General features: G+C 58.1%; 11 protein-coding genes. 6 read left to right on the forward strand and 5 right to left on the reverse strand.

The window, feature by feature from the left end; genetic code table 11:
* Nucleotides 1-147: 147 nt before the first annotated feature.
* Nucleotides 148-1,578: a replicative DNA helicase gene (gene dnaB, locus MHY22_RS09085; protein ID WP_005325950.1), complete on the forward strand. Its 1,431-nt coding sequence runs from the start codon at nt 148-150 to the stop codon at nt 1,576-1,578.
* Between the two features lies 1 nt (nt 1,579).
* Here dnaB and MHY22_RS09090 read toward each other — a convergent pair whose 3' ends face one another.
* From MHY22_RS09090 to MHY22_RS09105, 4 genes are read right to left on the reverse strand one after another with little or no spacing between them, the layout of a single operon-like run.
* Nucleotides 1,580-2,044: a VanZ family protein gene (locus MHY22_RS09090; RefSeq protein ID WP_239279032.1), complete on the reverse strand. Its 465-nt coding sequence runs from the start codon at nt 2,042-2,044 to the stop codon at nt 1,580-1,582.
* Nucleotides 2,045-2,072: 28 nt separating this feature from the next.
* Nucleotides 2,073-3,374: an MFS transporter gene (locus MHY22_RS09095; protein ID WP_239279025.1), complete on the reverse strand. Its 1,302-nt coding sequence runs from the start codon at nt 3,372-3,374 to the stop codon at nt 2,073-2,075.
* A gap of 9 nt (nt 3,375-3,383) precedes the next feature.
* A complete protein-coding gene (locus tag MHY22_RS09100) occupies nt 3,384-5,537 on the reverse strand; it encodes a cation-translocating P-type ATPase (protein WP_239279026.1) in 2,154 nt (717 codons plus the stop codon).
* Between the two features lie 8 nt (nt 5,538-5,545).
* Nucleotides 5,546-5,746 (reverse strand): heavy-metal-associated domain-containing protein, encoded by a 201-nt coding sequence (locus tag MHY22_RS09105; RefSeq protein WP_005325954.1) that lies wholly within the window; start codon nt 5,744-5,746, stop codon nt 5,546-5,548.
* A 117-nt stretch (nt 5,747-5,863) separates the two neighbouring features.
* Here MHY22_RS09105 and trxA point away from each other — a divergent pair, with 117 nt between their 5' ends.
* Nucleotides 5,864-6,232, forward strand: coding sequence for a thioredoxin (gene trxA / locus MHY22_RS09110; RefSeq protein ID WP_049377058.1), 369 nt, complete (start codon nt 5,864-5,866; stop codon nt 6,230-6,232).
* 83 nt (nt 6,233-6,315) lie between these two features.
* Nucleotides 6,316-7,053, forward strand: coding sequence for a PspA/IM30 family protein (locus MHY22_RS09115; RefSeq protein WP_005325958.1), 738 nt, complete (start codon nt 6,316-6,318; stop codon nt 7,051-7,053).
* Here the strand turns inward: MHY22_RS09115 and MHY22_RS09120 are convergent.
* Nucleotides 7,050-8,147, reverse strand: coding sequence for an NYN domain-containing protein (locus MHY22_RS09120; protein ID WP_204610736.1), 1,098 nt, complete (start codon nt 8,145-8,147; stop codon nt 7,050-7,052). The genes MHY22_RS09115 and MHY22_RS09120 overlap by 4 nt on opposite strands.
* A gap of 203 nt (nt 8,148-8,350) precedes the next feature.
* Here MHY22_RS09120 and MHY22_RS09125 point away from each other — a divergent pair, with 203 nt between their 5' ends.
* From MHY22_RS09125 to MHY22_RS09135, 3 genes are read left to right on the forward strand one after another with little or no spacing between them, the layout of a single operon-like run.
* Nucleotides 8,351-8,725: a GntR family transcriptional regulator gene (locus MHY22_RS09125; RefSeq protein WP_239279027.1), complete on the forward strand. Its 375-nt coding sequence runs from the start codon at nt 8,351-8,353 to the stop codon at nt 8,723-8,725.
* Entirely contained in the window at nt 8,722-9,525 is an 804-nt protein-coding gene (locus tag MHY22_RS09130; protein WP_239279028.1) for an AAA family ATPase, read from the forward strand. Before MHY22_RS09125 ends, MHY22_RS09130 begins: the two co-directional genes overlap by 4 nt.
* Entirely contained in the window at nt 9,522-10,493 is a 972-nt protein-coding gene (locus tag MHY22_RS09135) for a beta-carotene 15,15'-monooxygenase (RefSeq protein WP_239279029.1), read from the forward strand. The genes MHY22_RS09130 and MHY22_RS09135 overlap by 4 nt, the downstream gene beginning before the upstream one ends.
* The last annotated feature ends 326 nt before the right edge of the window (nt 10,494-10,819 follow it).

The raw sequence follows: 10,819 nt of genomic DNA on the forward strand, positions 1-10,819 counted from the left end.
ATGGGCGAAGGCTACCGCGACCTGCGATTTTCACAGCACCCTGTGGATAACTGTGGAAGTTATGCCCAGGGGGTGGTGTCCGAGCACTAGACTACACTGAGATTCCGATACGCTCGGATGCTCAAATAGCCACAAGGGGGAGAAGTCATGACCAACGCCAGCTTTGATGATGAACACCTGCCGCCGGAGCCGCCGCCGGAGGAGGAACCGGCTCCGCGCCGTCGCTATCAGCAGGAAGAGCCAAAGCGCTATGGCGAATTCCGCCAACCCCCCGCAGACCGCGAAGCGGAGCAGGGTGTTCTGGGTGCCATGCTGCTCAGTCCCCATACGGTGATGGAAGTCATTGAGGAGCTGGAGCCGGAGGATTTCTACTATCCGGCGCACACGTTGATTTACCGCGCCATGCTGGATCTATACTCCGAGGGCAAGGACGTCGACGCCGTCATTTTGGCCTCCCAGCTCGACCGCTTTAATAACCTCGAGCGCGTTGGCGGCGCCCCCTATCTCCACACGCTGCTCGCCACGGTGCCCACGGCTGCGAACGCTCGCTACTACGCCGAAATCGTCGCGGAAAAGGCAGTGCTGCGCAAGCTTGTTGATGCCGGTACTCGCGTAGTACAGCTCGGATTTTCCGGCACCGAAGATGCAGAGATCGAGTCCGTGCTGGACCGTGCGCAGCAGGAAGTTTTCGCCGTCGCCCAGCGCAAGACAGCAGAAGATTACCGAGTCCTGGGGGACCTTATTGACCCCACCATTGATGAGCTCGCCGCCCTGCAGCAAGCCGGCGGTGTGGAGCTAGGGGTGCCTACAGGCTTCATCGACCTCGATAAGTTGACCAACGGCCTTCACGCGGGCCAGATGGTCATCGTTGCTGCTCGCCCTGGTGTGGGTAAATCGACCCTGGCCATGGACTTTATGCGCTCCTGCTCCTTGCAGCACGGTAAGTCTTCGGTGATCTTCTCCCTCGAGATGTCAGCTTCTGAGATTGTTATGCGCCTGCTCTCGGCGGAGTCAGAGGTAAAGCTGGCCGATATGCGCGGTGGCCGAGTTTCCACCGAGGACTGGGCAAAGATCGATGAGACCCTCAACCGAGTGCAAGACGCCCCACTCTTCATTGATGACTCACCGAACCTCACGATGATGGAAATTCGGTCCAAGGCCCGCCGCCTCAAGCAGCAGCACGGTTTGGATCTCATTGTCTTGGACTACCTGCAGCTGATGTCTTCGGGTAAAAAGGTCGAGTCCCGCCAGCAGGAGGTCTCTGAGTTCTCCCGTCAGCTAAAGCTCTTGGCCAAGGAGCTGGAGGTACCTCTTATCGCGATCTCGCAGCTGAACCGTGGACCTGAGGCGCGTACGGATAAAAAGCCGCAGCTTGCGGACCTCCGTGAGTCCGGTTCGCTGGAGCAGGACGCCGATATGGTCATGCTGCTCTACCGCCCCGACTCCCAGGACCGCGATAATGAGCGCGCTGGCGAGGCGGATATTATCCTAGCCAAGCACCGTGGCGGACCGATCGATACCGTGCAGGTGGCCCACCAGCTGCACTACTCCAAGTTCGTCAATATGGCGCACGGATAAATTACAGGTCTACCACCGCGTTGGGATCTCCCAATCGTGGGCCAAGGATGACCAACACCAAGAAAACCGCAGCTGCGGCAAGCGCCAGCCACCGCCATACGGGGAAAAGGCGTTCGCCGCAGAGACGGGCGAACGCCGCGCCGATGAGAGCGCCCAGGGTATTGAAGAGAAGATCATCAATATCGGTGCGCCCTAGGGCGAAAACATACTGGCACACCTCTAGTACAAGGCTGAGGCCAAATCCCCACGCAGCTGTCTTCTTAACGGAGCGGCAGAGGCTAAAGACCAGCATGCCGAAGGGGATGAAGAATGCGGTATTGCCCGCGTACTCAAATAGCGGGCCAAACCAGCTGCCGCCGGAAAATTCATCCAGTGGTATCCAGCGCAGTTCTCGCGCACGCTGGTTTTCCGGCTTCCACAAATAGCCGATTTGGTAGAAAGGTTTGAGCGTGGTCAATGCGACCATAACGGCCGTCCACGCGGCGAGGGAGAGCCTATTGAGCAAGCGCTATTCCTTTCTGCTCGGGCAGACTGAAGGCGGCGGCAGCCGCAATGGCAAACGCTGCGGCGAATACAACGAATAACCAGGCAGTCCCACCCGCAGCAAGCAGTGGTGGAACGATGAGTGGCGCCACAATAGAGGCTAGCCTACCGAAGCCTGCCGCCGCTCCGGTACCACGTCCTCGCAATGAAGTGGGATATAGCTCTGGGCCGATGGCATAGAGGGCTCCCCAAGCGCCGAGGTTGAAGAAGGAGAGCAGACAACCAGCCAGGATGATCAACGCTTCCGTAGCTGCTGCTCCATATAAGCCGGCCGCTGCTGCCGAGCCAAGCAGGAATACCGCGAGGGTTACCCGCCTGCCCCAGAGCTCGATAAGCCAAGCTGCCACCGCGTAGCCAGGCAGCTGGGCAAGGGTGATGATGAGGGTAAAACTAAAGGACTTCACTAGGGAGAAACCGTCGGCTACTAGCAGCGAGGGAATCCAGATGAAGGCGCCATAGTAGGAGAGGTTTACACAGAACCAAATGGTCCATAACGCTGCGGTCCGCCTTCGTAGCCGCGGACTCCAAATAGATGCTGCGGGGGAAGGCGTGGGGTCTGGGAGGGCATCGTCCAGCGGGCGATCTTCCGCCGCGGCTTCGAAACTGGCAACGATAGCTTCAGCCTCATCATGGCGGCCCTTGGATTCAAGAAAGCGCACAGATTCTGGTAGACCGCGGCGAACATAGATTGAATACGCGGCTGGCAGCATGCCAAGGGCCAGGGCCCAGCGCCATCCGGATTCACCCGTGCTCACTACGAAAGTGCCGATGATGGCCGCAAGGATCCATCCCAATGCCCAGAATGCCTCGAGAATGACTACCATCCTTCCACGGACCCGTCGAGGCGCAAATTCGGATATGAGCGTGGAGGCAACTGGTAGCTCGGCTCCGAGGCCCAGCCCGACGATGAATCGGAAGAAGATGAGAACCGTAAGTCCCCCAGCTAGCGCGGAAGCCCCTGTTGCCAAACCGTAGATAAGCAAGGTGAGAGAAAAGACATTGCGGCGGCCGAATTTATCTGCCAGCAATCCGCCAAAGGTTGCACCGAGCGCCATGCCAAGGAATCCCGCCGAGGCTAACCAAGAGGTCTGGCTAGGACCTAGATCCCAGTGAACGGCAAGGGCGGCCATGATGAAGGAGATTAGCCCTACATCCATGGCATCAAGCGCCCATCCAAGGCCAGAACCTAGGAGTAGGCGCTTGTGCTTAGAGGTGACGGGAAGGCGATCGAGACGTTCGGTGCGGCTGAGCATGCGATAATACTATCGTTGAACAGAAAAACCTTTCAGGCGTAGTGAGTTGGTAACTACAAAAACCGAGCTCAGTGCCATCGCGAGGCCGGCCAGCAGGGGGTTGAGCCAGCCCAGCGCGGCCACGGGAATGAGTACGACGTTATAGGCAAAGGCCCAGAAAAGGTTGCCCTTAATAATTGCTAGTGTGCGGCGCGAGAGCCGAATAGCATCAGCGGCGCAACGCAGATCGCCATTCATGAGGGTGATATCGGAGGCTTCAATGGCAACGTCGGTACCCGCGCCCATGGCAAGACCGAGGTCGGCTTGGGCCAGTGCGGCGGCGTCATTAATGCCATCGCCCACCATCGCCACGGTGTGCCCCGCGGCCTGCAACTCCTTGATGTGGTCTACCTTGTCTTCCGGAAGAACCTCGGCGCTGATGCGGTCGATCCCTACCTCGGCGGCCACGGCTTGAGCGGCCCCGGCATTATCACCGGTCAGCAGGTAAGGGGTGAGCCCCAGTTCCTTCATCTGCGCCACGGCGGCGGCCGAGCTGGGCTTGATGGTATCGCGGACCTCAATGACGCCTGCGGGCTGTCCGTTGACGGTGACGACCACCGGCGTGGCACCAGCGTCCTGTGCGGCGCGGAACGGCGCTTCCAGGTCGCCCAACGGGCCTTGGCGCTTGCCGACGCCCACCCGGACCCCCTCCACAGTTCCTTCCACGCCACCCGGAACCACTGCGAAGTCGGTAGCCGGCTGAACGTTGCGCTCTCTTGCGATGGCGCGAGCGATGGGGTGTTCGGAGTTGTGTTCCACGGCCGCGGCCAAGTCGAGGACGTCGCCGTGTACGGCGGTGACGGACATCTCTCCGGCCGTGACCGTGCCGGTCTTGTCCATGACGATGGTATCGATTTGCCGCGTAGATTCCAGGATCTCAGGGCCCTTAATGACAAGCCCGAGCTGCGCGCCGCGGCCGGTGCCGACGAGGATCGCGGTGGGCGTCGCCAAGCCCATAGCGCAAGGGCAGGCCACAATGAGGACGGAGACCGCGGCGATAAAGGCTGGGGCCACCCCGCCGAAGAAGAGATGAACAAGGAGTGTTAGCGCTGCTACGGCAATGACCGCGGGGACGAAGACTTGCGCAATGCGGTCCACGAGGCGCTGTACTGGCGCCTTGGACGTTTGTGCATCCGTGACCAGCTGGGCCATTTGGGCCAGTACCGTATCCTCGCCCACCTTGGTCGCTCGAACCTCAAGCTTGCCAGAGGCATTAATGGTCGCGCCGGTCACGGCATCGCCGGAGCCGACCTCGACGGGCACGGACTCGCCGGTAATCATGGAGGCGTCGACCGCCGAGCTACCGGCAACAACGATGCCATCGGTGGCGATCTTTTCGCCCGGGCGTACTACGAAGACATCGCCTACCTGCAACTGGGCAATGGGAATGCGCTGCTCGCCTCCCTCCCTCAGCACCGAGGCTTCCTTAGCGCCTAGGGAGAGCAGCTCCCGCAGGGCCTCAGAGGACTGGCCTTTGGCCCGTGCCTCGAACCACCGACCGAGCAGGAGGAAGGTAATGATCATGCCCACGGACTCGAAATAAATGTGATCCATCTGCGCCGCGTTCGCGTCCAGCGTCATGTGCATTTTCATGCCCGGTTCGCCCGCGTTGCCGAAAAATAGCGCCCATAGCGACCAAAAATAGGCCGCAGAGGTTCCCATGGTGATAAGCGTGTCCATGGTAAAAGAACCGTGCTTGAGGTTCGTCCACGTAGCGGTGTGGAAAGGCGCGCCACCAAAGATATAAACGATGGTTGCCACGATGGCGCAGGCCCACTGCCAATTGGGAAATTGCAGTGCTGGCCACATCGATACCACCATGAGCGGTAGCGATAGAGCACCGGAGATAACGGTGCGGCGCAGCAATCCCCCGTCACTGCTCTTCTCGGCTTCGGGCTCCTCCGTCTTCGCCGCCGCCATATCGAAGGCGCCGTAACCTGCGCCCTCTACCACCGAAATGAGCTCTTGTGGACTTACCGTCTGGGAGTCATACTCGATGGCCGCCGCCTCGGTAGCGAAATTGACGCTGGCGCTTACACCCTCGAGCTTGTTTAGCTTGCGCTCGACGCGGGAGGAGCAGGAGGTGCACGTCATTCCCGTTACGCCAAGGTCCAAGTGGGACATGGTGGTGCCTACTTCAGCGTGTAGCCGGCCTCTGCCACGGCGGCCGCTACCTGTTCGTCGGTGAAATCGGTGCCAGTAACCGTGACGGCGCCGGTGGTATGGTCCGCAGTGACCTCGCTAACGCCGGAAATTTCACCGACCTCTTCCTTTACCGACATTTCGCAATGTCCGCAGGTCATGCCCTCTACGGTGTAGTTCTTGGTGCTCATAATGATCCTTTCTTAGAGTTGGTTTCTAGGCTCATTCTATACCCCCTAGGGGTATATGACAAGGATTTTTCATGTACGTTGGGGAATAAAGCAATCCGCAAAGGAGTTAGAACAACCATGGCTACTATCGATGTCACCGAAGAAAACTTTGAAGAAACCGTTACCGGCGAGGGCATTACGCTCGTAGACGCTTGGGCCGATTGGTGCGGCCCCTGCAAGCGCTTTGCGCCGGTTTTTGAAAAGGCCTCCGAAGAGCACACGGATGCTACCTTTGCCAAGCTCGATACCGAGGCTAACCAGGGCCTCGCATCCGCGCTGGAGATTCAGTCCATTCCTACGTTGATGATCTTCCGCGATGGCATCCTTGTCTTCCGTGAAGCTGGAGCTCTGCCTCCCGCGGCCTTGGAGGACCTGTTGAAGCAGGTGAAGGACCTCGACATGGAAGAGGTTCGCCGCCAAGTAGAAGAGCAGAATGCGCAGGGTTAAACCCACCAACTTCCTCGGCGCTTTCTGGTGAGTATCGCTAAACTCGCTAGAAAGCGTCTTTTTTATGACCAAAGGAGAAGATAATGGCTAATCCCTTCAGCAAGGGCTGGAAGTACATGATGAGTTCCTTCGATCAGAAGATTGATGAGAACGCTGACCCAAAGGTGCAGATCCAGCAGGCCGTCCAGGCTGCGAAGGAGCAGCACCAGCAGATTTCTGATCACGCTGCAGAAATCATCGGTCATAAGTCCCAGCTGGAGATGCAGATGAACCGCCTGGTTAAGTCTCAGCAGGATTACCAGTCTCAAACCCAGCGTGCGTTGGAGCTGGCGGACTCTGCAGAGGACCCGCAAAAGGCCTCCGAGTACAATCAGGCTGCCGAAGTTGTTGCTTCCCAGCTGGTTGCAGTGGAGCAGGAGCTGGAAGACGTTAAGCAGCAGTACGCAGCCGCAGAGCAGGCTGCCGCGCAGGCCAAGAGCCAGCAGCAGCAGTCTGAAGCGCGCTTGAAGGAACAACTAGCGCAGGTTAGCCAGCTGGAGGCTCAGGCGGACCAGGCGGCTATGCAAGAAAAGAACGCCCAGGCTATTGATTCCATGAATCAGCTCAACCCGGACGATTCCGTACCTACTCTTGATTCCGTGCGTGCCAAGATTGAAAAGCGCTACGCCGATGCCCTTGGCGCCCAAGAATTGCAGCACGCCACCGGCGGCGATCGCATTAATGAGATCCAAGCCGCCGGCAATGACATGAAGGCGACTGCGCGCCTCGATGCCATCCGGGCGGATCTTAAAAAGAAGAAAGAGCTCGAATCCGGGGATTAATTCTGCCGGCGAACGTTAATCAGAACCCCACGAATACCTGAGTGGAATCCATCGCGCAGGTTCACGCGCTGGGTTTCGGTCAGGGTGTATTCGTGCAGGGTTTCGCAGGCAAACTGCAATAGTGGGCGGTCGATCTCCGGGGGAAGCCCGCCGCCTGAAAGTAGGTGTGCCTGATCGCGCTGCTCGGTGCTAGCAGCGTTATCGAACCACCACGAGGCGTACTGCTGGCCCACATCAAAGGGGGATTGGAACCCAGCCGAGCTCCATACTTCCTCCGGCAGCGGCACATACTTAGAGCGCAGCTTGCGGCGCGGTGCCATCATGGATGGCTTGGGCGCCGGCTTCTCCGCCGGGGAGTCTTCCTCGGCGGGGGAATCCTCTGCGGCATCCGCCTTGGGAGGAGCCGGCTTGGGCGTCGGGGCCGGGGTGGGCTTTTCTGTGGCGCCGAAGGCTGCCTCCACCTCTGAGGGCTCGCCGCATTCATCCGGTTCGGGCATTTCCTCGCCATCTTTATGCGCATTTTCGCGCACCACTGGAGGAAGCGGGCCTTCTAGGACCTGCAATTCCATAGCGTCTGCGAAGTCCTCGCGAGGATCCAAGATGGTGGTGGAATCGCAGGCATGGCGCAGTGCGGAGGACATGGAGTCCCAGCCAAACCCATAAAGATGGACACGGATGCCGTTATCCACGGCCGCTTGAGCGCCGGGAATCATGTCCGCATCGCCACTGACGAGCACAAAGTCAGTGAATTGGCCCTTCATGGCGGCGATGACCATGTCTGCCACGAGGCGGGTATCTACGGCCTTTTGGGTGCGGCGTTCGCCCCATTCGATGAGCTGACCGGTGCGCAGTTGCACGCCTTCGCAGGTGCGCAAGGCACGCTGGTAGCGGTGCGGGCCGGTGTCGGGAATGCCGTCATACCAGTATTGGCGTTGGATGGGGGTCCCAAGTTGGTTCTCGATCATCCCGCCCATAGTGCTGACCACCTCGGGCAGATCAATCTCTAGTTGTGCGCGGGCACCCGTTTCCCACGAGTTATAAAAGCTAGCGAGCAAGTATGAGGTATCGACAAAGACGAGTGTGCGTTCAAGCATGGCTCCTAAGTTCCGTTCTAATTGTTCTAAATAAAAATCTTTGTGGTTTCCAGTGTGCCCCATTAGTCACAAAACGTCGATAACCTTGGACAAAATCCCAGCGCAGCGGCGGCAAAAAAGTTTTCTCTTTGGAAGTATTGCAGGGGTGGGGTGTTGCCGATATGGTTGGTTACACAAGTAACTAACCAACTAACCGAGGGTCAATGGATAATTCCACGCAACCACTCTTCCGCCAGATTGCTTCCTTGGTGGAGGACGCCATCGTGGACGGAACCTTGGGTGAGGGGGATAGGGCCCCTTCCACTAATGAGCTTGCTGATTTTCACAACATCAACCCGGCCACGGCCCGCAAGGGCATCAGCCTCCTGGTGGATATCGGGGTGCTGGATAAGCGCCGTGGCATCGGCATGTTTGTCGCAGACGGTGCCTTAGCGAAAATTCGCGAGCGGCGGAGAGCGGACTTTGCGGCGGAATACATGGCACCGCTGGTTGATGAAGCCGTTCGCCTTGGCTACAACCGCGCCCAACTCCACGACCTATTTGATCGCGTTGCAGAAAGCCGAGGAATGTACTCATGATTACAACACGAGATTTCACTTTTGCCGATGGCCTCACGCACGGCTTAGTTGGCCCCAACGGCATTGGCAAAACCACGCTACTGCGCAAAATCGCTGGCCAAATCCAATCTGGCGGTATTACGGTCTTCGGGGAAGAGCCCTTTGACAAGCAAGCGGTCCTTAACCGGGTTATTTTGATGGGGATTGATAACCCGCTGCCGGATTCCTGGGGCATCGGAAAGCTGGGCGTTATTGGTAAGGCGCGCTGGCCGCGTTGGGATGAGGAGCGTTTCAATGAGTTGTTGGTTCGCTTCGACGTGCCGGCCAAGGCCTATTCTTCCTTGTCCCGTGGGCAAAAGTCTGCGGTGGGATTCATCTTTGCCGTAGCTTCCGGCTGCGAAGTCATGCTTCTCGACGAACCCTATCTCGGCCTTGATACACAGCGCCGCGAACTCTTTTATCAGGTGCTGCGCGAGGAGCACGGCCGTACCATTGTCATCTCCACCCATCACCTCAATGAGGTGGCGGGCCTACTCGATACCGTTTCTCTCATGGGCGATAGTCCAATTTCCGGTCCCATCGATGACTTCATCGAGGGAATTCTGGAGCTCACCGGCTCTTCTGAGGCCCTCACAGCAGCGGTCACAGAGCTCGACCTCCGCGTGCTCAGTAGGGAAACCACAGGCTTGGGGGACCGCGTGCTTATCGACGCCCGCTCCGCTTCCACCGACCCCATTTTCCGCACTGCCCAGGCCTACGGCCTGCGAGTCAATGAGGTCTCCTTGGAGCGCGCGGTCTTGGCATTGGAGGAAAAAGCATGAAGCTACTGTGGTACCTAGGCGATTGGTGGAGCTGGTCCTTCTTCTTTTTCGCTTTGTTGGTCATGCCCGTCATGGCGCAGGGAACGTGGAACGTGTTCCCGGTGATCTTTTCCTTGTCGTTAATGTTTACCCTGGCACCAGACTTTAAGAAGTATCAGCTGGTGGGTCTAGGCTCGAAAATCTGGAATGAGCATCGCCGCAGTCTTGTTGCCCTGTGCGCATTGGCGGCAGCTATTGGCGCCCTCACCGTGCAGTTGTGGTGGGCATTGCCCATTTATGCTGTCGCAGCGGCGTTGTCGATGTACCGCAGGCCTGCTCCTACGCGGACCGGCTACACCACCAGCGGTACCCAACCCTCAAGCGGCTTCGGATGGTTCCCTCGCACCTTGACCGGGCAAGCGATATACCGTCCACAGGTCAAGGCCTGGGGTGCAGCGTGTCTGGCACAAGCAATCGGGTTTGTCCTTAGCCGGTATAAGGAGGAAATTCCGTTGCTTGGTTTCCTTGGCATCTTCATCTGGGCACTGTCAATTGCGATGCTATTCGCAGCATTCCACAGCTTGCGAGTATCTCTGCGCGAATACACGGTACTTGGTGGAAGCCGTGCTGTTTGGTCCCGGCATACTGCCGTGCTCGGCCTGATACCTGTCCTAGTCGCGAGCACCTTTAGCGCAGTACTGACGAATGACGGTGAACTTGTAGCGGACATCGTGCTGCTCAGTGCCACCTGTGCCCCTGTGGTGGTCAGTGTGGAATTTCTGGGAAAGAAGAACTGGTACCTACCCGCTCTCTATCTGGTCCTTGTTACCGCGATGGCTCTTCTGCATATTCTGGTGCCGGTCTCCGCGGGTGCCAACCTTTTGTTGGCGGTCGTCTTCTATGCAGTCTGGGCATTGACGCTGCCCAGCTACATTCGCCGAGCAAATGCACACCGTGGCGGAATGAGTGCTTGGATGGGCATATCTTAAACCGCTCAAAAGGAGCGTATGCCTGGGGATTTGTGTTTGTTCAAGTCGCTGTGTAACTTAATACGAGTCAGCGCGACCGACAGCGCCCCACAGGAACACCAAAGTTCCTGGCTGAAGCGGCGATAGGAAAACAGGCCCTGACAAAACAAAATTCTTTTTGCTCACAATGAGCTGCACGCCAGAGCGTGTGTGACTGTTGTGTGGTGATGATGTTTGAGAACTCAATAGTGTGCCAATGTACTTTTTATTTTTTGTGTGCATGGTTGTGTGTTGATTGGTTTGTCTGCCAATGGGCCTTTAGGTGGTTTGTTGGTTGGTGTGTGCCG

The organism is Corynebacterium sp. ACRPO, assembly GCF_022347205.1.
Classification (GTDB): domain Bacteria; phylum Actinomycetota; class Actinomycetes; order Mycobacteriales; family Mycobacteriaceae; genus Corynebacterium.

Excerpts from the sequence above, each read along its gene's own strand:
- MHY22_RS09135 (WP_239279029.1), top strand. The coding sequence starts at position 9,522 with ATGAAGCTACTGTGGTACCTAGGCGATTGGTGGAGCTGGTCCTTCTTC.
- trxA (WP_049377058.1), top strand. The coding sequence starts at position 5,864 with ATGGCTACTATCGATGTCACCGAAGAAAACTTTGAAGAAACCGTTACC.
- MHY22_RS09105 (WP_005325954.1), bottom strand. The coding sequence starts at position 5,746 with ATGAGCACCAAGAACTACACCGTAGAGGGCATGACCTGCGGACATTGC.
- MHY22_RS09130 (WP_239279028.1), top strand. The coding sequence starts at position 8,722 with ATGATTACAACACGAGATTTCACTTTTGCCGATGGCCTCACGCACGGC.
- MHY22_RS09115 (WP_005325958.1), top strand. The coding sequence starts at position 6,316 with ATGGCTAATCCCTTCAGCAAGGGCTGGAAGTACATGATGAGTTCCTTC.
- MHY22_RS09125 (WP_239279027.1), top strand. The coding sequence starts at position 8,351 with ATGGATAATTCCACGCAACCACTCTTCCGCCAGATTGCTTCCTTGGTG.
- dnaB (WP_005325950.1), top strand. The coding sequence starts at position 148 with ATGACCAACGCCAGCTTTGATGATGAACACCTGCCGCCGGAGCCGCCG.
- MHY22_RS09120 (WP_204610736.1), bottom strand. The coding sequence starts at position 8,147 with ATGCTTGAACGCACACTCGTCTTTGTCGATACCTCATACTTGCTCGCT.
- MHY22_RS09090 (WP_239279032.1), bottom strand. The coding sequence starts at position 2,044 with ATGGTCGCATTGACCACGCTCAAACCTTTCTACCAAATCGGCTATTTG.
- MHY22_RS09100 (WP_239279026.1), bottom strand. The coding sequence starts at position 5,537 with ATGTCCCACTTGGACCTTGGCGTAACGGGAATGACGTGCACCTCCTGC.
- MHY22_RS09095 (WP_239279025.1), bottom strand. The coding sequence starts at position 3,374 with ATGCTCAGCCGCACCGAACGTCTCGATCGCCTTCCCGTCACCTCTAAG.